General features: G+C 47.8%; 21 protein-coding genes. 15 read left to right on the top strand and 6 right to left on the bottom strand.

The window, feature by feature from the left end:
- Position 1: 1 nt before the first annotated feature.
- Positions 2-1,240 carry a saccharopine dehydrogenase family protein gene (locus BCV73_RS14610; RefSeq protein ID WP_076164580.1) on the bottom strand — a complete coding sequence of 413 codons (1,239 nt, stop codon included), beginning with the start codon at positions 1,238-1,240 and terminating at the stop codon, positions 2-4.
- A 664-nt stretch (positions 1,241-1,904) separates the two neighbouring features.
- On the opposite strand from BCV73_RS14610, the gene BCV73_RS14605 reads away from it, so the two are divergent.
- The 4 genes from BCV73_RS14605 (at position 1,905) to BCV73_RS14590 (ending at position 5,153) form a co-directional block, all read left to right on the top strand.
- The gene (locus BCV73_RS14605; protein WP_089547677.1) at positions 1,905-2,126 is read left to right on the top strand and encodes a DNA-directed RNA polymerase subunit alpha C-terminal domain-containing protein; all 222 of its coding nucleotides are present in this window, start codon (positions 1,905-1,907) and stop codon (positions 2,124-2,126) included.
- Between the two features lie 27 nt (positions 2,127-2,153).
- Entirely contained in the window at positions 2,154-2,993 is an 840-nt protein-coding gene (locus tag BCV73_RS14600; protein ID WP_089547676.1) for a helix-turn-helix transcriptional regulator, read from the top strand.
- A gap of 121 nt (positions 2,994-3,114) precedes the next feature.
- Positions 3,115-3,936 carry a sugar phosphate isomerase/epimerase family protein gene (locus BCV73_RS14595; RefSeq protein WP_089547675.1) on the top strand — a complete coding sequence of 274 codons (822 nt, stop codon included), beginning with the start codon at positions 3,115-3,117 and terminating at the stop codon, positions 3,934-3,936.
- A gap of 35 nt (positions 3,937-3,971) precedes the next feature.
- The gene (locus BCV73_RS14590; RefSeq protein ID WP_089547674.1) at positions 3,972-5,153 is read left to right on the top strand and encodes a Gfo/Idh/MocA family protein; all 1,182 of its coding nucleotides are present in this window, start codon (positions 3,972-3,974) and stop codon (positions 5,151-5,153) included.
- A 149-nt stretch (positions 5,154-5,302) separates the two neighbouring features.
- On the opposite strand, the gene BCV73_RS14585 is transcribed toward BCV73_RS14590, so the two are convergent.
- On the bottom strand, positions 5,303-6,430 hold the full coding sequence (locus BCV73_RS14585; RefSeq protein WP_089547673.1) for an ROK family transcriptional regulator: 1,128 nt from the start codon (positions 6,428-6,430) through the stop codon (positions 5,303-5,305).
- A 393-nt stretch (positions 6,431-6,823) separates the two neighbouring features.
- On the opposite strand from BCV73_RS14585, the gene BCV73_RS14580 reads away from it, so the two are divergent.
- The 6 genes from BCV73_RS14580 (at position 6,824) to BCV73_RS14555 (ending at position 13,541) form a co-directional block, all read left to right on the top strand.
- Entirely contained in the window at positions 6,824-7,756 is a 933-nt protein-coding gene (locus BCV73_RS14580) for an ABC transporter permease (protein ID WP_256992865.1), read from the top strand.
- 16 nt (positions 7,757-7,772) lie between these two features.
- A complete protein-coding gene (locus BCV73_RS14575; protein WP_089547672.1) occupies positions 7,773-8,654 on the top strand; it encodes a carbohydrate ABC transporter permease in 882 nt (293 codons plus the stop codon).
- Positions 8,655-8,748: 94 nt separating this feature from the next.
- Complete coding sequence (locus BCV73_RS14570) at positions 8,749-9,540, top strand: sugar phosphate isomerase/epimerase family protein (protein WP_089547671.1); 792 nt, start codon at positions 8,749-8,751, stop codon at positions 9,538-9,540.
- A gap of 11 nt (positions 9,541-9,551) precedes the next feature.
- Entirely contained in the window at positions 9,552-10,691 is a 1,140-nt protein-coding gene (locus BCV73_RS14565; protein ID WP_343219898.1) for a Gfo/Idh/MocA family protein, read from the top strand.
- A 56-nt stretch (positions 10,692-10,747) separates the two neighbouring features.
- On the top strand, positions 10,748-11,908 hold the full coding sequence (locus BCV73_RS14560; protein ID WP_256992864.1) for an MFS transporter: 1,161 nt from the start codon (positions 10,748-10,750) through the stop codon (positions 11,906-11,908).
- 112 nt (positions 11,909-12,020) lie between these two features.
- Positions 12,021-13,541: an ABC transporter substrate-binding protein gene (locus tag BCV73_RS14555; RefSeq protein WP_089547668.1), complete on the top strand. Its 1,521-nt coding sequence runs from the start codon at positions 12,021-12,023 to the stop codon at positions 13,539-13,541.
- A gap of 31 nt (positions 13,542-13,572) precedes the next feature.
- Here BCV73_RS14555 and BCV73_RS14550 read toward each other — a convergent pair whose 3' ends face one another.
- Positions 13,573-14,319, bottom strand: coding sequence for an EcsC family protein (locus tag BCV73_RS14550; RefSeq protein ID WP_089547667.1), 747 nt, complete (start codon positions 14,317-14,319; stop codon positions 13,573-13,575).
- A 234-nt stretch (positions 14,320-14,553) separates the two neighbouring features.
- Between BCV73_RS14550 and BCV73_RS14545 the strand changes: the two genes are divergently transcribed.
- Together BCV73_RS14545 and ppsA are read left to right on the top strand one after the other, a co-directional pair.
- On the top strand, positions 14,554-15,036 hold the full coding sequence (locus tag BCV73_RS14545) for a DinB family protein (RefSeq protein WP_256992863.1): 483 nt from the start codon (positions 14,554-14,556) through the stop codon (positions 15,034-15,036).
- A gap of 287 nt (positions 15,037-15,323) precedes the next feature.
- Positions 15,324-17,921 (top strand): phosphoenolpyruvate synthase, encoded by a 2,598-nt coding sequence (gene ppsA, locus BCV73_RS14540; RefSeq protein WP_089547665.1) that lies wholly within the window; start codon positions 15,324-15,326, stop codon positions 17,919-17,921.
- Between the two features lie 14 nt (positions 17,922-17,935).
- Here ppsA and BCV73_RS14535 read toward each other — a convergent pair whose 3' ends face one another.
- On the bottom strand, positions 17,936-19,204 hold the full coding sequence (locus BCV73_RS14535; protein ID WP_089547664.1) for an FAD-dependent oxidoreductase: 1,269 nt from the start codon (positions 19,202-19,204) through the stop codon (positions 17,936-17,938).
- 108 nt (positions 19,205-19,312) lie between these two features.
- Between BCV73_RS14535 and BCV73_RS14530 the strand changes: the two genes are divergently transcribed.
- On the top strand, positions 19,313-19,762 hold the full coding sequence (locus BCV73_RS14530) for a MarR family winged helix-turn-helix transcriptional regulator (RefSeq protein WP_256992862.1): 450 nt from the start codon (positions 19,313-19,315) through the stop codon (positions 19,760-19,762).
- Positions 19,763-19,809: 47 nt separating this feature from the next.
- Here the strand turns inward: BCV73_RS14530 and BCV73_RS14525 are convergent, their stop codons facing one another.
- The gene (locus tag BCV73_RS14525) at positions 19,810-20,772 is read right to left on the bottom strand and encodes a helix-turn-helix transcriptional regulator (protein ID WP_076164614.1); all 963 of its coding nucleotides are present in this window, start codon (positions 20,770-20,772) and stop codon (positions 19,810-19,812) included.
- A 112-nt stretch (positions 20,773-20,884) separates the two neighbouring features.
- Here BCV73_RS14525 and BCV73_RS14520 point away from each other — a divergent pair, with 112 nt between their 5' ends.
- Together BCV73_RS14520 and BCV73_RS14515 are read left to right on the top strand one after the other, a co-directional pair.
- Positions 20,885-21,364 (top strand): GyrI-like domain-containing protein, encoded by a 480-nt coding sequence (locus BCV73_RS14520; protein WP_076164616.1) that lies wholly within the window; start codon positions 20,885-20,887, stop codon positions 21,362-21,364.
- 87 nt (positions 21,365-21,451) lie between these two features.
- Positions 21,452-21,913 carry a phage tail protein gene (locus tag BCV73_RS14515; protein ID WP_076164618.1) on the top strand — a complete coding sequence of 154 codons (462 nt, stop codon included), beginning with the start codon at positions 21,452-21,454 and terminating at the stop codon, positions 21,911-21,913.
- Between the two features lie 100 nt (positions 21,914-22,013).
- Here the strand turns inward: BCV73_RS14515 and BCV73_RS14510 are convergent, their stop codons facing one another.
- The gene (locus tag BCV73_RS14510; protein ID WP_089547662.1) at positions 22,014-22,997 is read right to left on the bottom strand and encodes a phosphotransferase; all 984 of its coding nucleotides are present in this window, start codon (positions 22,995-22,997) and stop codon (positions 22,014-22,016) included.
- Positions 22,998-23,371: the final 374 nt, after the last annotated feature.

Genomic DNA, 23,371 nt, shown 5'->3' with positions numbered 1-23,371 from the left:
CTTAACGAACAAGCTCCGGCTCTCTTGCTTCTTCAGGCAAGGCGTCAACCAGCACCGGGTTAAAGTCTTCTACCCATGGCAGTCCCCATTTGTTCAGTTCTTCCATGAATGGATCCGGATCGAACTCTTCGACGTTGTATACGCCCGGTTTGTTCCATTTGCCGGTGAGGACCATCGCAGCGCCGATCATGGCAGGAACGCCAGTTGTATAAGAAATCGCTTGGGAGCCGACTTCTTTGTAGCACTCTTGGTGGTCGCAAACATTGTAGACATAGTAAGTTTTATCTTGGCCGTCTTTTTTTCCTTTGAAAATACAGCCGATGTTGGTTTTACCCACGGTACGAGGTCCGAGGGAAGCCGGGTCCGGAAGCACGGCCTTCAGGAATTGCAGCGGAATGATTTGTTTTCCTTCGAATTCGATCGGTTCGATGGAGGTCATTCCTACGTTTTCAAGCGCCTTGAGGTGCATCAGGTAGCTTTGGCCGAACGTCATGAAGAAGCGGATGCGCTTCAGTCCAGGGATGTTTTGCGCAAGGGATTCCAGCTCCTCATGGTACAGCAGGTACATATCCTTTTGGCCGACTTCAGCGAAGTTATACTCGCGTTTGATTTCCATCGGTTTCGTTTCGATCCATTCCCCGTTTTCCCAGTAGCGGCCGTTAGCGGACACTTCACGGATGTTGATCTCCGGGTTGAAGTTGGTGGCGAAAGGATAGCCGTGATCTCCGCCGTTGCAATCCAGAATGTCGATGTATTCAATTTCGTCAAAATAGTGCTTGAGCGCGTAAGCCGAGAATACGCCGGTAACACCTGGGTCGAATCCGCTGCCGAGCAGAGCTGTAATACCTGCTTGTTCGAAGCGCTCGCGGTATTCCCATTGCCATTTATATTCAAATTTCGCCGTATCTTCCGGCTCATAGTTAGCCGTATCCATGTAGTGTGTTTTGGTTGCCAGGCAAGCATCCATGATCGTCAGATCTTGGTAAGGAAGGGCCAGGTTCATTACGATATCCGGCTTCACTTCGTTAATCAGAGCGATCAGCTCATCCACGTTGTTGGCATCGACCTGTGCGGTCGTAATTTTGGTTTTTCCACCGTCAAGTTTTGCTTTCAGTTCATCGCATTTGGACTTGGTACGGCTGGCAATGCAGATTTCTTCGAAGACATCGCTGTTTTGAACGCATTTATGAACTGCTACAGATGCTACGCCACCGGCGCCGATGATTAGTGCTTTTCCCATTTTTCAATCAATCTCCTCATCCAATTCAATTTTTTCTGTAAAAACGGCAACAAAAAAGCAAGCGAAACACGCACCATGCGCATCACACTTGCTTGATATAGTCAAATAATAAGAAATTCCAATAAGCATGACCGGACAAACCCCTAGTGTGCTTATCAGTCAGCCATAAAACGCAACGTTTCATGGAAGGGCTCTTAATATTCAAATATACTTTGTTAGGATCAGAGTCTATATAGCAAATAATTACTTTTACCACTCTTATTGACCGTTTCACAAGTTGTGTGCGTCAGCACTGGTTATAAAGTTACCAACTTATAAAATTTGAGCTTTTAACTCAATCAATAAGGCAACGAAAGTTGCCAGTCGGCATTTGACCCGGCTGTCCGTATGGCCTTAACTTCCCGAGGGGAAGTGGTCAAAGTTTATCTGCTTGGAAAGATCCTAATATATCCGAATATTTCGCTTTCCAAAATTTACGCTTCTCCATAATAGCAGGATAGGCAATATTGAGCAAGAGGAAATTTAAAACAAATGAGATCGTTTTACACTGGACAAGCTCTGAACGATGTGTATGAGCGTTGAGAATGAGCAAATCAGAAGAAATTCTTACTCCTAATAAGTGTTAATATTGTGGTGACACAAACGTATCGAAGGGGATGAAAACATGGCGAAAAAACATGAGGAGGAGCGTAACCCTGACCAAGGATTTCTGTCACTGCTCGCTTCACCGGCAAGAAACGCACTGCAGCATCACGGGATCACTTCTCTGGAAGAACTCTCCAAATATACGGAAAAAGAGATTTTAAAAATTCACGGAATGGGGCCGAAATCTTTACCCATCCTTAGAAGCGCCTTAGAAGAAAATGGACTGTCATTCAAAAGATGAGAAAGTCCCTGGATCGGAGGCAGCGATGTGGAACCTGCTTATCTGCTGAAATATGAATATTTAAAACGCGTCCCGGTAACGGCAGGGAATTTTCAATCCCACGATCACTATGAAATCTTTTATTTCCATGAGGGCAAAGGGCAGTATTTGATCGGCGACAAAATTCATGTTCTCAAACCAGGTACACTCATCGTGATGCATGGTTTGACTCTGCATATGCCTAAGAGCTTTGAAGGACATCCCTATGTGCGGACGCTTCTGAATTTTGATCCCGGTTACTTTCGAGCTGCATCCGAGCATGTATTCTCGATCAATCCCCTGCAGCCTTTCGAAAGACTTCGAAACTACAAAGTTCAGCTCAGCATGGAGGAGCAGGGTGAATTCGAAGAAATGCTGCGTAAATTGAACCGCTTATATTCCGCACCGGATGCCGTCTCCCATGAGCGGTTTCGGGTCTTGTGTCTGGATGCGCTTTTTTTCATTTGCCAAGTGCTGATGAAGCCGGTGACAGAAGAAGCCGGTTTCCCGTCCGAAAAAGAGCAGCACGTTCAGAACGCGTTGTCCTATATCGAAAAACATTATATGACCGATATTCGTCTCGACCAATTGCAAGAGAACCTGCATATCAACAAGTATTATTTGGTGCGCATTTTTCAAGAAGTGACGGGGATGACGATATTTCATTACATTTACAAAAGACGGATCAATCAGGCCAAAATCCTGTTTCTGCTCGACCCGGAGAAATCGGTGACGGATATTTGTTATGAAACGGGCTTTAAAAATCATTCCCATTTCAGCAAGGTATTCAAGCAATGGGAGGGTAAAACACCGACGCAGTACAGACGCCTGGTAAAAAGTCAATTTTAGAACATTTAGGATATCAACCTGGTCAACCGGGAAGTACCTTCAGCTTCTCGCCGCCTGCTACACTAATCCATATCGACAGTTAAGCTTAGTCGCTGCGAATTTAAGGAGAGGTGATGCAAGAGTGCTGGTACTAACCGGTTTTGCCGATGAAATTTCCGATCGTTTGGAGGAACAGCTCGACGTGCTCGTGTCCGAAGGCATTTCCTATTTGGAGCTCCGGAGCGTGTATGGTAAAAATGTACTGGAATTGACCGATGAAGAATTGGTCCGATTGAAATCTGCATTAAGCAAAACAAGTATTCGCGTGTCCTCCATTGGCTCGCCAATCGGTAAATACCCGATTCAAGGCCCCTTTGCCCCCGAACTTGAGAAATTGAAGCGCGCATCGGATATCGCCAAACAATTGGATGCCCGCTATATCCGCGTATTTTCTTATTACATCCCCGACAATGAAGAGCCGGAGAACTACCGCGGCGAAGTGCTCTCCCGTATGAAGATGCTGACCAGAATAGCTGAGGAGGAACATATTACGCTGCTGATGGAAAATGATAGCGGCGTTTACGGAGATACCGATGAGCGCTGCTTGAGCATTCTGCAGCATTGTGACTCTCCTTGTCTGAGACTTGCCTTTGATCCCGGCAATTTTGTCATGAACCGGGTGATGCCGATGAGTGAGGCGTACCCGCAGCTGTCAACTTACCTCGAATATGTACATATCAAGGATGCGGACCAACAGTCGCGCATGTTTGTCCCGGCAGGCGAAGGAGACGGCGAGTTTTCAGCGTTTGTTAAAGCACTGAAAGAGAGAAGCTTTTCCGGATTTTTATCCATCGAGCCTCATCTGCACCGTGCATTCCCGGAACAAGAAGGACCCGAGCGATTTAGAATAGCGGCACAAGCCTTAAAAAGGCTGCTGTTACATGAAGGCTTGGCTTGGTCGTAATCGTATCGAATACTCAAAGGAGAGGGGCTATAAGCATGAGCGTGCAGAAAGTGAAGCTCGGATTGGTCGGTTTAGGAAACATCGGAAGAACGCATATCCATAATATAAATTCGATGGAGCAAATTGAGCTTGTAGGCGTGTGTGATACAGTTCAAGAGCGGGCGGACAGGTTTGCTGCCGAATGCAGCACAAAGGCCTATTACAGCCATCTGGAGCTGTTTGAGCAATCCGGGCTCGAGGCGGTCATTATAGCGGTGCCGCATTACAGCCACCCGGCCATTGCAAGTGATGCGTTTGAACGCGGAATCCATGTGCTCTGCGAGAAGCCATTGGCCGTTCATATCAATGACGCCAAGCTCACCATCGATGCTTATGCCGAGGCCAAGGAGAAGTTTCCGGATCTGGTGTTCGGCATGATGTTCCAGGAACGGACGCTTCCCTATTATAAAAAAATCAAGGAAGTGGTTGGCAGCGGTGAACTGGGGCAGCTGACGAGAGCCACTTGGATCAATACCGCTTGGTTCCGATCACAGTCCTATTACGACAGCGGTGATTGGCGTGCGACCTGGGCGGGGGAGGGAGGCGGCATCCTGACCAATCAATGCCCGCACAATCTCGATTTCTATCAATGGGTCTTCGGGATCCCGGCAAGAATCAGCGGACATGCCCATATCGGCAAGTATCACCATATTGAAGTGGAAGACGAAGTCACCGCTTATTTCGAGCATGATAACGGCATGATCGGGCATTTTATCGTGACGACTGCCGAGTCACCGGGCGTGAACCGTCTGGAGATCGTTGGGGAGAACGGAAGACTTCTGTACGAAAACAATAAGCTTCGGATCTACCGCAATCATATTTCCATGCTGAAGCATCTGCGCGAAACGCAGGACGGGTTCGGGAACGTGGAGTATGAAGAAGAGGAAATCGAAGTGGATACAAGCGTGGAAGCAGGGCATAAGGTGGTCACAGAAAAGTTCATTCGAAAAATAGGCACAGGGAAAGGCGAGCTGATTGCAGAAGGAACAGAGGGGATCCGGTCGGTCACCATCGCCAACGGAATCATGCTTTCATCGTTCACCAAGCAAATGGTAGCCGTGCCATTTGACGCGGATCAATACGAGGAGCTGCTTCGAGAGCTGATTTCGACTTCCAAGTTTCAAAAGTCCGTGTCCAAAGAGTTGGATACGGATATGACGCAGTCATTTTCCAAATAAGCGAACTTTTTGCAGGACGAGACTAGTGCGCGTTAAAACCAGCAGCAGTCGGCGCAGCGGCTTGATGGTACTTCCTCGACAACGATATGTTCATGTCCGGCAGCGCTGGGCATGAACATATATTGCTGTAAAGGACCGACAGCATAAAGTTATTGTACTGTTTTCTTCTTGAAAATTTCATGCAGTCCAAGCATCGCCGCCCCCAAGGCAGACCCGTACTCTTTCCAGTGGAATACGACGATCGGTGTGTCCCCATAGGGGGAGTGATCAGCTTCGTGAATCGCATGCACGAGACGGTTGAAAAATGCCGCATTGTCAGTAATCCAGCCGCCCAGAATCATTTTTTGCGGGTTGAGCATTTCCAGCATTTTTCCGCAATAATCGGCAATATCACGGATAATGAGCTCTCCTTGGTCACTGAAGGGCGGGACGCCGGCGAGAACCAGGTCCATAAAGGCATGAACCGTTGCTTCCGGCGACATGGATCCGAACTCCTCCGGATGGTTCGCGCGAAGTCTTTCCGCAAGGATGGGCGTGCAATACGGAGAGAGGTGAGTGGTTCGTCCTGCCGCTCCGCTGGAGCCGTGATAAATCTCCCCGTTCAGGACAAGTCCAGCTCCTGTGCCTTGGCCGATCAGCAGAAAAATAATGGTATGCTCATTTTTGGCGGCTCCGCTGAATCGTTCGGCAAAGCCGGCAGCGTCCAAATCGTTAGTCAGCAGTACTGGAATCGAGAGTTCTTGCTCCAACGCTTGACGCATAGGGAACTGTTCCAGCTGCAAATATTTAGAAGAGATGACGATGCTTTGCGTCTCATCGAGTCTCCCCGGCAGAGAAATGCCGATGCGTCTGATGAGCTCATGGGGAATCCGCTGCTTATGGATGAATTGCTGCAGCTGTTTCACCAGTGAAGTTCGAATTTGGTCCTGGCCGCGCACCGATTCCAGGCTTTGGCTTGCTACCAGCTGACCGTTTAAGTCGAGCAGCACGCAATGCGCCGGCGAGCTTGAAATATCCACGCCAATGACATATCCGCCGTCAGCGCGAATATTCAGCAGTGTCATTTTTCGACCGACGCCTTTACCGGCCATACCGGTCTCGTGCACAAGCTGTTCGCGGATGAGCTCCTCGATCAGCACGGAAACGGTCGTTGGGCTCAGCTTGGTTTTTCGCGATAATTCGACACGGGATATCGGTCCATGCTCAAAAATCATATGCAGCAGTGTCGATACGTTGATCTCCCGCAGCATCTGCTGATTTCCTACTTTATTCGTCATCGCATTCTCCTACTTTCGGAAGTTATGATTGGCCGAGTCCCCGTCAGGACAGGAGTGCTGACCCTGGCGGCTAGGCTGAAAGAGGGCATAGGAACGGGAGTGTAGCCTATTCTTGTGTCAATGCGATTATAGAAAAATGTCCATTATGCTGTCAACGAGTCCCAGTCAAGGCGGGGCGGTGGAAGGAATGGTAAATAAAATAAAAAAACACATTGACAGGGCTGTAAAGGCGTCCCTATAATGATCACAAACGTGCCCCAAGGAGGCGTATTTTTTTCGTTAATTAATTCGTCCGGTGGAAAAATTAATCGAAGTGGAGGAGGATGCCGAGTTCAATCTTTGAGAATCCCGCTAGGCGTGCAGCAGTCATTTATTCCGAGGAGGGGTATTACTATGACATCCCGGTTGGACCGCACAGTTCTCAAAAAGGCCAAAAAATACAAAATCCTGTACCTGATGATTCTCCCCGGTATTGTCTACTTGCTCATCAATAACTATATTCCCATGTTTGGCATCATCATCGCTTTTAAGGAAATCGACTTCTCCAAAGGGGTCTTCGGCGGGGATTGGATAGGTTTTCGAAACTTCGAGTATCTCTTCAAGACGTCCGAAGCCTACATCATCACCCGGAACACCATCCTCTACAACGTTGTATTCATCATACTCAATCTTGTCTTCGCCGTTGCGCTGGCCATATTGCTGGCCGAAGTGAAACAGCGGTTTTTAAAGCGATTTTACCAAAGTGCCATTTTGCTGCCCTATCTTATCTCAACGGTCATTGTCGGTTACCTGGTTTTTTCGTTATTAAGCATGGAAACAGGCTTCATGAACAAATCGGTCCTTCCTTTTCTCGGACTGGATCCCGTCATGTGGTATACGGAACCGAAATACTGGCCTGTCATCCTCACCATCGTCAAGCTGTGGCACAGCGTCGGCTATTTGTGCATCATTTACTTTGCCGCCATCGTCGGCATCGACCAAGAGTATTATGAGGCCGCCACCTTGGATGGGGCAGGGAAGTTCAAGCAAATTTTTCACATCACCCTGCCGTCCCTTACCCCCGTCATCACCATCATGACTTTAATGCAGATCGGGCGGATTTTCTATGCGGACTTCGGTCTGTTCTACCAAGTGACGCTTGACTCCGGGCCGCTGCTGCCAACAACCAATGTGCTGGATACATACGTATATCGGGCGCTGCTCAAGAGCGGGGACATCGGAATGGCTTCCGCCGCAGGCTTCTACCAATCCGTGATTGGCTTCGCGCTGATCCTCATTTCCAACTTTGTTGTGAAGAAGATAAACCCCGACAACTCATTGTTCTAATAAGGAGGCGAAGTCCTTGAGAAGAACACGGATTGAACAAGTCGTTATCCATTTTATTTTCTGGTTGATTGTTGCGTTTTGCCTGGTGCCGTTTCTGCTGCTGATTACGGCCTCGTTCACCGATGAGGATGCGATCATCCGGGAAGGCTACTCGTTTTTTCCCAGTGAATGGAGCCTGGATAGTTATGTATTCATTTTTCAAAAATCGGGGGAGATTTTGAATTCTTACGGCATCTCCGTCGTTGTGACTATTTTAGGTACACTGGCCAGTCTGGTCCTGATGACTTTGCTCGCTTATCCGCTGTCAAAGAAGGATTTACCGCTACGCAATTTCTTTTCATTTATCGTCTTCTTCACGATGCTCTTCAACGGAGGACTTGTACCGACTTATTTAATCTACTCGAATGTTTTTCATATTACCAATACCTTGCTTGCGCTGATCGTCCCGGGTCTTCTGGTCAGTGCCTTCTATGTTATTTTGCTGCGGACGTTTTTTACCGTATCGGTTCCGGAAGCGGTACTCGAGTCGGCGAACATGGATGGAGCAGGGGAATTTCGGATATTCGTGCAAATGGCGCTGCCGCTGTCTCTTCCCGTGCTGGCAACGGTCGGACTATTTCAGGTGATTAATTATTGGAACGACTGGTTTAACGGACTCATTTACATTTCAGACTCCAGGCTGTACAGCATTCAGGTGCTTCTGAATACCATTTTGCTGAACGTACAATATTTGCTGGATAATGTAGACTATTCTTCAAGGGTGGACGGCAGTTCCATCCCGACCCAGGGCGTCCGCCTGGCTATTGCCGTCATCGGCGCGCTGCCGATTGTGTTAACGTATCCGTTCTTTCAGAGATTTTTCGTTAAAGGGCTGACCGTCGGGGCGGTTAAAGGATGATTTCCCTGCAGCATGTTAAGGAGGTGATGAAGAGCTGCCAGAGGTTGCAGGACGTGGTTACAAAAAATAGAAACCAAATCAGGGAGGCTAATCCATGAAAATCAGCATTGGCGGTTTTTCTTTTTTCAATATGATCCGGGAAGGGAAGATGGATACGTTCGGGTACCTGGAATCTTCCAAGTACAGATACCATCTCGATACCATTGATTTGTGGAACGGGACCTTTGAAGGGGTTAAGGACGACATTTTTTCACTGCCTGATGAAGCTTATATTCAACGTCTGGCCGAAGCGATACGTGAAAAAGAAATGACGATTATCAACATCGCGGTGGACGGGGCGCATTTATGGGATGCAGATCCTGACAAGCGCAGCAGGCTTTATGAAAACGCTGTCGCCTACCTATCCATTGCTGAGAAGCTTGGAGCGCGAACCATCCGCATCGATGCGGGAGATCAAAGCTCGGCGCCCGGGACGGAAGAGCAGTTCGAATATGTTGTGAACAAGTTCGAAGCGTTGAGCCGGAGAGCGGCTGACCTTGGTCTCATCGTCGGGCCTGAAAATCATATGGGAACTTCCAAAGATCCAAAATACTTAAAAAAAGTGGCCGAAGCGGTCAATCACCCGAACTTTGGCATACTGCTCCATATGGGCCGGTGGGATACGGATGAAGACATTGGCGACACGTTGGTCGCGCCGTGGGTCTATCATACGCATTTTGACGGCAAGACGGTAGGATCACCAAAGGGCGAACACATGGTGAAGACACTGCTGGATGCCGGCTATGACGGATACTGGGGCATCGAGTACAACGCGCCGGACAATCAATACGCAGAGATGGAATGGGCAATCGCTTCCGTGAAGCGGATGTTGAGCCGTTTAAATTAAAAAAAGAAGGGATGATCGAAATGGGAAGAACCGTTCGCATTGGCATGATTGGGGCAGGGTTGATCGGCAAAGCTCACCTGAGAAATTACGCGAATATGGAGGATGTTCAGATCGTGTCCATCTGCGACATCAATGAACAGGAAGCCCTCAAGGTCGCGCATGAGTTTCATATTCCCCACGTCTATACCGATTTCAGAGAAATGCTGAAGCGCGATGACATTGAAGCCGTTGATGTCTGCCTGCATAACAATTTGCATGCCCCCGTGACGATTGCCGCTTTCGAGGCAGGCAAGGACGTATACTGCGAGAAACCGATCGCCGGGACTTACCGGGACGGGCTGACCATGCTTGAAGCGGCAGAAGATTACGGCAAGAAACTGCATATTCAGCTTGGCACCTTGTATCGAAAAGAGACCAAGGCGGCAAAAGCGCTGATCGACGGGGGCATGCTCGGCAAGCTGTATCATGCCAGGGCTACCGGCCATCGCCGGAGAGGACGCCCTTATATTGACGGATACGGCACCCCGGCTTTTCTAAACAAACAAATCGCCGCCGGCGGGGCGCTGATCGACATGGGGGTTTATCATATCGCGCAAATGCTGTACCTGCTTGGCACACCGAAGGTGGAGCGGATTTCGGGTAAAGGCTACCGGGAGATGGATGTGGATGCCGGACGTGCCGGGCAGGCGGTCTTTGACGTGGAAGAGCTGGGGCTGGGATTCATTAAATTTGAAGGCGGCGCGACGCTTGATATTATCGAAGCGTGGAGCATTCACCTTGGAAGCATCGAAGGCTGCTCAGTGGTTGGGGATAAAGGGGGCATCAAGCTGCCGGCCTATTCGGATCAGCAAATTATGGCCCCGTTCAGTTTTCATACGACGATTTGCGATATGGATATCAACGGCAGCGTCAACCTGGATGAGATGGACGGCCGCTGGAATCATTTGAAGCCGAATTATGACGCATACCAGTCCTCGCAGCATCACTGGGTCGCCGCGCTGCAGGGAAGAGTGGAGCTGCTTCCCACGGCCCACATCGCCTCGCAGACGATGCTGATCAGCGAAGGCATTTACTTATCCGACCGGCTTGGGCGGGAAGTAAGCAGCGACGAGATCATCGAACAATCCCTGTCGAAAGCGATCCAGCTCTAATGCTGCCTTTAAGGAAGAGGGAGGTCCAACCGGCGGCCGGCCATACCTCCGGATCGTTGTCTGCACTGAAACGTTTCAACTTTTTCTTGTATGGCACGATTGCGATTTTGACTTCATTCTTTCCTTTATATTTTCAAAACATCGGACTCAGTAAAGTGGAAATTGGCATGATTATGGCCGGTGGGCCCTTCATTTCCATCTTCGCCAATCCATTCTGGGGTTATTGGAGCGACCGGCTGCAGAATGTGAAACGTATTCTCATTTTTCTTCTGACCGGGAATTTGTTAGCGACGATCGTGGTGTTTCAGCTCCGTGAATATGCCGTCATTTTCGCTTTCATGCTGATCTTCTTTTTCTTTAACAGTCCCACGTTCTCGCAGAGCAACAGTCTGATTCTGAATGCCATCGAGAACACGAACTACAAGTTTGGCGCATTTCGCTTATGGGGCTCCCTGGGATGGGCGATTATCGCCGCGTTGGCCGGACCGGTTCTCAGCTGGATGGGACTGGTGAATCTTTGGATGTTGTACGGGATCATGATGCTGATCTCACTGGCATTTACCATTGGACTCCCTCAGGGCAGAGTGACTTCCAAGCCGAAGACCGAGAGACAAAGCTATTGGAAAGTGATGCTGTCGAGCAGGCTGTTCTTTGTGTTCGTTATCCTTGGCATCCTCATTTCGGTTCCCAACTCGATCAACCAAACGTTCGTCACACTGTACATTTCCAACCTGGGAGGCTCCAACGAATTGATTGGCTGGTCGGTGTTCCTGTCGGCGATCTTTGAAATTCCGGTGTTTCTGCTGTTTGACCGATTCCTGAAAAAGTCGGCAAGGATGATGCTGGGAGGGCTGGTCATCGTAAGTATCCTGTTCGTGATCCGCTGGTTATTGATGTCGGCTGCCGGCGGACCGCTCCAGGTCATCTTTATCCAAGTGCTGCATTGTATTACGTTCGGTGGCTACTATTATATCGGAACCAGTCTGACCGCATTATTAATACCAGCCGAGTACAGAGCGACCGGGCAGGCCATTTATGCCCTGACGTGGGGTGGAATTTCCGGCATCATCGCGGGTCTGTTCGGCGGTTGGATGTTCGATTATTTGGGTCCCCAAACGATGTATTCGATTTGCGCAATCATATCTGTAGCAGGGGTGGCAGGTTTTACGTTCATGTGGATGAAATACCGCAAGCAGTCCGAGTTGGCGGCATCATGAAGATCGGGATCGGACGAATGCCGCTGTGACGCGGCATTCGTCACCCTATCTGCTGCATTTCAGCTCCAAGCGTGGAGATTCCATATTGAAGATCCTGGGAGGTCAAAAGCCTATGTGGAAAAAGTCGGTTCATTCCTTGTTGTTCTTTGTGCTGGCTGTTACCGTCGTTCTGAGCGGATGTTCAAGCTCCTCTTCGAACGGTGAGAAGAAGCCGTCGTCATCAACGCATAAAGCATCTGGTGACGGTAAGCTTGCCCCTTATGAAATTACAATCGCTTTCTGGGGACCGGATCAGCGTGATCTTGGTCTTGTGGAGCAGGAAATCAGCAAGATTACGAAAGAAAAAATCAATGCAACCGTCAAACTGAAACGCATTGAAGCGGCTGCGTGGACACAGCAAAAAGTGCTGATGTTCTCCGGCAATGAGAAACTCGACCTGGTGTTCACAGGGGAAGACCAATATATTTCGGAAGTCGCGCAAAAAAAACTGCTGCCCATCGATGACCTGCTTCAGTCCCATGGCCAGGATATCCTAGCCGCCTTCGATCCGGACGTATTGGCTGCGGCAAAAATTGACGGCAAAATATACGGCGTTCCAACGATCCGGGACTTTGCCGCTTATCCGACTATTCTGATGCGAACGGATTGGTTGAAAGAAAGCAATATGGACGTCAGCCAGGTGAAAACAATCGAGGATTTAGAGCCGATTTTTGAAAGCGTTAAAAAGAAGCATCCGGAAGCCAACATGCTGGGTAAAGCGTCAGGGGGAGGTTCCATTGCCTATCCACTGCTGCAGACGACGATTGATCCGCTTGGCGACATGATCGGTGTACTTACCGATCCGAATCAGCTGAAGGTCGTTAATTTGTATGAGAGCGAGGAATATGCGAAGTTCATCGGGGTGATACGTCAATGGTTCCTGGCAGGATACATCCCCAAGGACATTGCAACGACCTCGCAAACCGGCCGGGATTATATCAAGGCAAACATCGGGTTCGCGACACCGAATAAAGGCAAGCCGGGGATCACGACGCAGACGGGAGCATGGGCCGGCAAGGAGCTGACGGAAGTCGCACTCGCGCCGCCCAAAATGAATACGCTGACGATTATGAACGCAATGCTTGCCATTGCGGCCAAGTCCAAAAATCCCGAGCGCGCGATGATGTTTCTGAATTTGCTCTACTCGGACAAACAAATCATCAATTTGCTGGATTGGGGGATTGAAGGAAAGCACTATCAAGTGAAGGAAGACGGGACGATTGACTTTCCTAGTGGTGTGGATGCGACGAACAGCGGCTACAACATGAGACAAGGTTGGATGTTCGGGAATCAGCTGCTGGCTTATCCGTGGTCGACGGACAGTCCGGATATATGGAAGCAAATGGAGGCGTTTAACCAAAGTGCGGAGAAGTCTGCAGCGCTCGGATTCACCTATAACTCGGAGCCGGTCAAAACCGAATTGGCCGCGATCCAGAATGTCGTTCAGCAATATTCAAAAGCGCTGGAGACAGGAACTCTGGATCCGGATGTTTACCTACCGAAATTTAACGCAGCATTAAAATCGGCCGGAATCGATAAAGTGATCGCCGAAAAACAAAGGCAGCTGGATGTGTGGGCTGCAAACAATAAGTGAAGGACCTCTCAGTACGAAGAAAAAATATTCATTACGATCTAACCTCGAAATCATCGTGCAATCTGCGCAGGCGGTAAGCGTTCATGGCGGATTCGCGCAGCTCCTCAAGAATGGTGTAATTCGCCCATGCCCCTGCGATCGCGCCGATCCCTGGCAGCATCTGCAGCATTTTCCGGAAATCGATCGCATCGCGATACTCGATCTGAAAAGTCTCCCAATCCATCGTCCTGGAATATTCGGTATCAGACAGCCATTGTTCCTTTTCTATATGCCAATTTTTGATGGAATCGAGCAGCCTGGCACGGTTATCCGGCCCCGAAAATGTCATTTGAAACACCTTGAGAATAAACACCCGCTCGGAGAAATGTTTCGTGTCATAACCGTAAACATGCGCCAGCTCGAACAAAAATTTCATCTTGATTGCGATGAGAGCCGGAAAGTCTACCATGCCAAGGATGATGCCGCCGGCTCCCGTTCCAGCACCTTCAGCAACCGCAATTTTTTGGTACAGGGCAAACAGGTCTTTGGCTTCTTGATCGGCAGCTTCCAGATCCATCGTACTTTGCACCGGGCGTCTAGGGGTGTATTCCGCGCCGAACAGTGCCGTGCGCACGATCGACCGGATGGTGGTCGTGATGACGTTTTGCACCTTTGGGGGAATCAAATGGTTGATCCGGCCGCCGACGGATTTCGATGCTTTTTCCATCCATCCCGGCGGCTTGAACATCTTTTGTTCCCATTCGGCAACTTCCCTCTGGACTTTATGTTCGTAATTCATGATCCATCGCTCCTCCAATGTGCTTGCTTTATTCTATTGTAACGAATAACGCCGTGATTTGAACCAGACTGCAGCAGGTTTCTGACCTCGACTAAAGTCCAGCACCGCAAAGAGGTTAGTCATGACCTGACCCTGACATTCACGATTCCGCAATTCTGAAGAAATCTTCCCGCGCATGGCGTTATAGGATGAAGGTATGAATGGCGTTAGCCAGAGGAGGAGATCACCATAAACATGATTGAAGATTGGATTCGTGAATTAAAAAGGGAAGCCGAATCGACACGCTTGCTTCTTGAAAGGCTGCCTGAGGACAAACTTTCTTGGCGGCCGCACCCGAGATCGATGTCTCTGGGACAGCTCGCCCTGCATGCTGCGGGAGTACCCGGGGGGCTGGCTCTATTGCTGGACGAAGCTGTCAGCGAGGCTCCGGTTGTTCCTCTGCCGGAGCCGACCACCCGGCAAGAATTGCTTGAGGCACTGGAATGGAGCGTGTCTCTTGCCGGGAGCAAACTTCGGGAATGGGGAGAATATGGGCTAAGGAATTCCTGGAAGCTCGTCAGCAAAGGAGAGACCATCTTGGAAGCACCCCGAATCGATATGGCCCGTACGCTGATGTTCAATCACGTGTACCATCATCGGGGACAGTTGACAGTTTATATGCGACTGCTCGGGATATCCGTTCCTGGGATGTACGGACCCAGCGCGGACGATCAATAACAAAAGTTTAGAGACGTCCTATGGCAGAGCAAGGCGATGGAACCCGATGGAACGGCTTGGATGACGATATCTACCCTCGGAGTGGGATGCTGTAAAACAAAAAAAGAACCTGGATAAAATCCCAGGTTCTTTCTTATTGCGCAAAAAAAGACGTGATGATATAATCAGATCACGACTGTTCATGTTATAAAGTCATAAATGTCTTATCTTACATTTTAAGTGTAACATGCCGGTTAAACTCTTGTCAAATGTTTTTTTCTCAATCAAATGGTTAGGGAGATGGTCGAATGAGTTCAATGGTTCTTGGGTTTCATGAAATCGAAAAATCGCAGCTTTATCTCGTTGGCGGAAAAGGGTTGAATTTAGGAGAATTATCTAAAATTGACGGAATCCAGGTCCCCGAAGGATTCTGTATTACAACCGCGGGGTATCAAAAAGCCATCGGACAAAACGAAACGTATCATGCATTACTCCAACAACTAACCATGCTAAACGCAGATGATCGGGACCAAATTGGTGAGATCAGCGGGAAGATCCGGCAGACCATTACTGAAGCAGAAATTCCTTCCGATGTTGTGGAGGCAGTGACTCACTATCTCTCCCGGTTCGGCGAGGAACATGCTTATGCTGTGCGTTCTAGTGCAACCGCCGAAGATTTGCCGCACGCTTCTTTTGCAGGGCAGCAGGATACTTATTTAAATATCATCGGTGTTGATGCCATTCTGCAGCATATCAGCAAATGCTGGGCCTCCTTATTTACGGATCGCGCGGTCATCTATCGTATACAAAATGGATTTGATCACCGTCACATTTATTTATCCGTGATCATTCAAAAGATGGTATTCCCGCAGGCTTCGGGAATATTGTTCACCGCTGATCCAATGAGCGGAAACCGGAAGCAGCTGTCCATCGATGCCAGTTTTGGACTTGGGGAAGCACTGGTCTCCGGCTTGGTATCCGCTGATAATTATAAAGTACAAGGAGGGGAAATCGTCGATAAGAGGATAGCAGCCAAAACATTGGCGATCTATGGACGAAAAGAAGGCGGAACCGAAACACGCCAAATCGGTCCGGCACAGCAAAAGGCTCAAACCCTTACTGACGAACACATTGTGCAGCTGGAACGGATCGGAAGACAGGTTGAAGCTTATTTCGGCCAGCCGCAGGACATCGAATGGTGTTTGGCTGATGATGCATTTTATATTGTTCAGAGCCGGCCGATTACAACGCTTTACCCGATCCCTGAAGCAAATGATCAGGATAATCACGTCTATCTGTCTGTTGGCCATCAACAAATGATGACAGATCCGATCAAACCGTTGGGACTGTCTTTTTATCTGTTAATTACTCCTGCACCTATGCGTACAGCGGGCGGAAGGCTGTTCATTGATATTGCGCCTAGGCTGACTACCACTGCCGGCCGGGAAGCTGTATTAAAAAACTTGGAATCCGATCCGCTTTTCATAGGCGCAATCGAGAACGTAATCGAGCGAGACTTTATCAAATTGGTACCGAATGATCAAACCGCACCCATTCCCGCTAAAAGTAATACAGATAAGCCGGCAGCCTTTGAGAACGATCCATCTATCGTTACTGACTTGATCCAGCGGAATCAAGCCTCGATAACAGCTTTAAAACAAAAGATCCAAATGAAATCCGGGGCAGAATTGTTCGATTTCATCCTCGAAGACATCCAGGAATTAAAGAGGATTTTATTTGATCCGCAAAGTACGGCAGTGTTTATGTCTGCTATAAATGCTACATTCTGGATCAATGAACATATGAACAAATGGTTGGGCGAAAAAAACGCAGCCGATACGCTTTCTCAATCCGTGCCCAACAATATTACTTCGGAAATGGGCTTGGCGCTGCTGGATGTCGCTGATGTGATTCGCCCTTATCCGGAAGTCATTGATTATTTGCAGCATACAACAGAAGATCACTTTCTGGACGAACTGGTGAAGTTTGATGGAGGAAGGGAAGCCCGGGAAGCGATCTATGATTATCTGAGCAAATACGGCATGCGGTGTACTGGAGAAATCGATATCAGCCGTACCCGTTGGAGCGAAAAACCGCTTACGCTGGTCCCGATGATCCTGAGCAACATCAAAAACTTTGAGCCTCATGAGAGCCGCCGGAAATTCGAGCAGGGTCGCCAGGAAGCTTTGGCCAAAGAACAAGAATTGTTAAATCGGCTGAGACAGCTGCCGGATGGCGATCAAAAAGCCGACGAAACGAAACGGATGATCGATCTCGTCCGAAATTTCATCGGGTATCGGGAATACCCTAAATATGGCTGGGTGAGCCGCTACTTTGTTTATAAGCAGGCTTTACTGAAAGAAGCCAAACGACTCGTGCAAGCCGGTGTCATTCATGATATCGAAGATATATACTACCTAACTTTTGAAGAGATTCACGAAGCCGTTCGCACCAATATGCTGGATGATCGGATCATCAGCAAACGCAAAGACGAGTATAAAGTATATGAAAAACTGACCCCACCGCGTGTCATCACGTCTGATGGCGAAATGTTTAGAGGTTCGTACAAACGGGGAGATCTCCCGGCCGATGCGATTTTAGGTCTGCCTGTTTCTTCTGGAGTGATAGAAGGAAGAGCTCGTGTCATTTTAAGCATGGAAGATGCTGCTTTGGAAGAAGGAGATATCTTGGTTACCGCATTTACGGATCCAAGCTGGACCCCATTGTTTGTATCCATCAAAGGTTTAATCACGGAAGTAGGCGGCCTGATGACCCATGGAGCCGTGATCGCGCGTGAATATGGCCTGCCGGCTGTAGTCGGAGTGGATCATGCGACCAAGCTCATCAAAGACGGGCAGCGAATTCGTGTGAATGGAACAGAAGGGTACATTGAAATATTGGAATAGCTGGCGTCGTCAAGTTATTCTGTTGTAGTTAACGGCTTGTTTTTTAAGGAACGAATCCAAGGCATTGCACGTAACATGACCCAGCTCATGAATGGGTTATGAATGGAGAAGCGCTTCAGCATCGCCTTGGCAGCTTCCACCTCACGAAATGCATACTGGCTCATCTCCGCTTGATAAGATGCAATGGCTTCCTCTAAAGGTTCGCCTTGGGATACTGCTGCTTTAAGTTTTTCAGCGAGAAGAGCTGCATCTCGTAGAGCTGTGTTGCCTCCATGAGATCCAGTGGGTGGCATAACATGTACTGCATCGCCCATTAAAGTGATTCGCGACACCGGCCAGGAAGACGGCTTCCTGGCCGCTTTTAATTTTACAAGCATGGTGTAATCGGCATCGGCTTGATTCACGAACCGCCGCAGCACGGGATGAAAGTCCAGGGCAGTCTCTAGTGCAAAGCGATGCAGTATTTCGGAATCAAGTTTCTCTTGAGATACCGGAAACAATTCTTTGGGCAAGAGAAGAGCCCACATGACATAATCGTCAGAAATGGGAGGTAATTGCTCTGCTCCAAATCGAGAAAAAGCCGCTTGCGGAGCTTCGCGAAAGTTCATCGTCGTAAAGAAAAAGCCTTTACCCGCTTTTCCAATGGCGTATACGCCGCTCGTTTTCAGTGGAGCAGGAACGATGGACTGCCCATTATGCAGAAGAGGCGTGCGACCATAAATTCCCCAGCTGTTCGCATCCTCCGGGTCACAGTCGGGCAACAGCTGCTTGCGTAATGCCGAGTTTACACCATCGGCACCGATGACGAGTGAAGCTTGTGTATAACTTCCGTCAGAAAAGTGAAGGGTGGCGCCATCCGCTGCTGTATCGGCCCGAACCGCCTTTTTTCCATAATGAATCCGATCCTGCAGCCCTTCGAGCATAATCGTACGCAGGGTTTGGCGATCGGTTTGACGCGGCGTTCGTAAATCGGTACCACTCCGATCCCCTTTGAATGTGAGCTTGAAGACCTCTCCAAGGTCTTGATTTGTAACTCGAAAGTAAGAATCTTCGTCAGTGGGCGATGTGGTCGCCAAAAACAACTCGAATAAACGCGGCGGAAGGCACTTTTGAAGTCCTGCCATCCCATACTCGTCTAACGTGACCCGATATCCTTGGCGGCGTGCAAACGGTTCCGGATCACTTTCGTACACTTGCACATCGAACCCGGCGCGAAGTAAAGAATGGGCCAAACATAATCCGCTTAACCCGGCTCCAGCAATGGCCACTGAAATTTGGGACATATTTATCAGCCTCTTTTCATTTGCTCATCGGCAATATTATTGATACAATGAAAGCAGCAAAACATTTTATCTCATGAGATAAGATAAATATAAAAGAGGATGATTTATATGTCAACAAGCAAAAACATCAATATTCTTACTGATGAATTACGAAATAACAGTACGGCCACGATCCTGTTTCACCAAGCCATTGCTGCAAAGTTAGGAATCAATTCCACGGATCACAAATGCTTGGATGTCATTATGAAGAACCAACCGCTAACAGCCGGTCAGCTTGCTGCATTGACTGGATTGACAACGGGAGCGGTCACGGGCGTGTTGGACAGGCTGGAAAAGGTAGGCTATATTTTTCGTGAACAAGATCCGGAAGACAAGAGAAGGGTCAACATTTACATGAACCAAGAAAATGCAGAAAAGAACATTGTCCCGCTCTTCAGTTTATTTGCAGCGGAAATGAATCAACTGCTATCTAATTATGATGATAAGGAACTTGAGTTCATCATTGATTTTATTAGACAGTGCAATCAGGTGTTAATGAAATTTACTGAAAAACACTAATTCGATGCCAGACTGAAAAGAGGGGGCTTTACCGACTCAGTTTCAGTTTATGGAAGGTACAAGCCCATTCTTTCCTGGATCACCTCCAAGACTTCTTTCGGCATCTCCCTGACCTTGATATCTCCACCCAGAAAAAGCAGCCAATTGGTTAGTTCGGTTATTTCTTCGGCTTTATCGACATGAATATATGTCCTTAAAATGGCTGTCGTTTGGTAAGGATTCGTATAGGAAAGGGATACTTTTATGGGATGGTATTTTCTGAACTGCGCAATCGCTTTTGGACCCAGTTCAATGACCAGGTTGATGATTTCATCCTGCTTACGCAGTTGTTCTTGGATCTTTTTCTTACTTATTCTTTTTTTCAAAGGGTACGGCTCTACATTGGTAAGGTCATCAACAGGAATAATCCTTCTCTTTTCTTCCTTCAAATCAAATCCCTCGATCAGCCAGACGCTTTTCTCACGATAGAGGTGCAGGAGATAAATGGGATAGGACTTGATTTCCATCTCTTCTTGGATGGTGATCCATAAATATTCGTCCTTGAGAAGGACTTGGATGAGCTTTTCCAGCATCGGATGGGGAAGGTCCGAGAGGTCGAGCAGGTCGGGATTATTGGGGTTGGTTCCTTCAAACAGCAAAATTTGATTCAACAGGACAAGGTCATCCTGCTGGTTTTTTGAAATCAGGCCAAGCAATTTCTCGGCCAGCGATTGGCGGCTCTTCAAATAGGGGAGCTGCTGATTTCTTGTGGCCATAAAGCCAATGAACAAGGCTTTAATTTCGTTATCGGTAAAGCGGACCGTGGGCAGGATCGAGTTGTTCATGACGAAATACCCGCCATCCCTGCCGACTTCTGCAACAAGCGGCATCCCCATCGCTTCGATTTCCCGAATATCCCGGATCGCCGTCGATCGGGAGATGTTAAATTCCCGCATAATTTCGGAAATCGTAAAGTGGGCACGATTGTTGATATACCGCATGATGGTATTAATCCGTTCAACTTTTTTCATAGGAGTCTCCTAAACAGTATCACTTTTTGACATGATTCAAGGTTATTATAAACCTATCAAGTGAAAACACAAATCATTTGAACAAAATTTTAAAAAAGGAAGGTAATCAAATATGGCACAATTTACGTTGGAAGAAAAGGACAGCTTTATCGTTTTGGGGATTGGAACGGAACTGAAGAGCGATTACACAGACTACGCCGGCATCAACAAAGAAAAAGCAGAATTCTGGTCGGCTGTCGAAGAAGACGGAAGGCTGGATACGTTAAAATCCATCGCCGCTAATGATTTCATTTTTGCCGTGAACGAAGCGGTGAACAACAAGATGATGTACTATGCCGGCGTCATGACGGATGCTTCGCTGCCGGAGGCAACGAGAATGATCCAATTCCCTCAGGGTGAATACCTCGTTGTTAAAGGGGAAGCGCCGACATCCAATGATCTGAGCAATCAGCTTGCTGGCTTTGCGTTTGGTCAAGTGCTGCCGGAAGCGAAAGATTATGCTTATGTTGGAGGACCGAATGCAACCGTTGAGATGGGGCAGCGTGACGGCGTCGTATTTGGCGAAATGTGGATTCCTGTTGTGAAGAAGTAAGCAAATTGATGAAGTAATCGGGGCGGATTTTGCCCGAAGTGAGATTCTAAGGTATAACGCCTTACCAAACTTTTAGGAGGGATAGAAATGTCGTATATCGTTGATTTTAAAGATGTGTCCACCGTTGGTGTTGAGTCTTCACCAGTAGCAGAAGCGCTTGCTGGGCTTCGGGCGAATGAGGCCCGTTACTTCATGAACAAGTATAAGCACAAATTTACAGTCGTACCCGCCAGCGAAAGCCAGGAGACTCTGGATTATGTGAACCGGATTTTGAAAGAAGAACGAGAGATCGAGTTTGCAGCCAAGCCTTTGGAAACATCGCAATTCCAAGTCGAAAATATTCAATTCACCTATGTCTTTTATGAAGATGGTCTGGGGCTCAATGTGATGTATACGGTGGATGACCCGAAGAAGCGGGCCGTTGGTTTTAAGCTTTCGGACGGAATGGAGGAACCGAAGGAGCTGGAAAAGTTTAAGTTTGCCCGGCAGAAGTCTAAATTAGCTGGAACGATCCGGGGCTCGTTTTTTGTCATCAAGAAAGAGTATTAAACTACTTATGAAAAAGCCGCAAAGATGCGGCTTTTTTGCATTTTATTTTACATAAACATCGGTTGAAACAGATACTAGATATTGGTTAGGCGGAGGCATTTCAAATAATATGGTATGAGCGAAATTCTTGAACAAACCCTTCCAGCCAATCCTCCGAAAAGTCCAGGGCGCCAGAATCATTATGGATGAATGCCACATCAAGACCCATAATCCAAAAGCGGCGAGCGATCATAAATAATTCAATCGCGGATTCATCCTGTTCTGAAAAGTCTCTAACCGATCGATAACCTGAGATGAACGAATCCCAAAGCACTTCTTTTCGATCCTCTAATTGACGTTTTCTGCCCCGTACTTGTGCCAAATCATAAGCGCGCCAACCTTGTGCGGACCATTCAAAGTCATAATGAGTGAAATGGTCCCCATCCTGGAACGCATTGTTATTGCCGTGCATATCTCCATGGCAGATTCCCCAATCCAAGCCCTGGTCAGCTGCTGTATGAATCCGGTCCATTAAAGCGCCTGCAAATTCGCGTAGAAAAGACACGGAACGATGGGTCTCTCCAAGGTAGTCCACGATCCGATGCAGGGATTGATTGATAAGGAAGGGAGTATCCAGATGAAATCTGGGCTGATTCATGGTTATCCGATCCATCGCTGCATGCAATTCGGCTGCAGATTTTCCAAATGAAAAACATGATTTTTCGTCGTGAAGCAGATTTTCAGTGCCACTCAAATAGCGGAAAATGACGGCAATTCGCTTACCTTCTGGTGCATCCAAAATGGTATACAAATGGCCGTCCCTTTGGATCATGGGTTCGGATACTTGTGTAGCCACTGAGGTCAACTCGCGTTGTAATTGGGTTAATAAAGATAACTCATAAGCCACATCAAGTTCTTCAATCGCTTGACGATAAACTCGCAGTATGTATAAACCTTTAGAAGTTCGAATTCTATAAGTATCATTTAGTCCACGCAGCCAATACAAACATTCATTCCATTCTCCTATGTCATAGTGTTTGCTAAGGCAGTATTCCAGATACTTTGGATCTAAAACAGAATGTAGTGCAGTGGGTTGAGTATACATGGATGGACTCCTTTGAATGAGTTCAGTGTAAGTTGTTGTTACGTTCCTGGATGATCGCTAGAAGTGCCCGTATTTTCGTAACAGAAGAACGACTACTCCAATCAATATAAATATGATCCCGCCAAACATTTCAGTGGAACCATTTGAGCGTACTTGTTGGACTTCGGTATCATTCTCGGGAGCACGTCGTAAAAATTTAAGAAGTTTGGAATTCGGATTTTTATAATCGTACAGGCCTAATACAATCATGAATATACCGAGTACAATCATCCCCATTTGATTTTTCTCCTTTTCACGAAAAGTTCCTCCAATCCATAAGTAAAGTTCATATAATAAAACAATCATATAGATTGAACTAAAGTTTAGCTTTGAAC

Origin of the sequence: Paenibacillus sp. SSG-1 (assembly GCF_002224835.1) — a bacterium.
In the GTDB taxonomy this organism is placed as follows: Bacteria; Bacillota; Bacilli; order Paenibacillales; family Paenibacillaceae; genus Paenibacillus_AQ; species Paenibacillus_AQ favisporus.
Note: the sequence above shows the minus strand (reverse complement) of the source record. Positions and strands in the feature narration are given on the sequence as shown.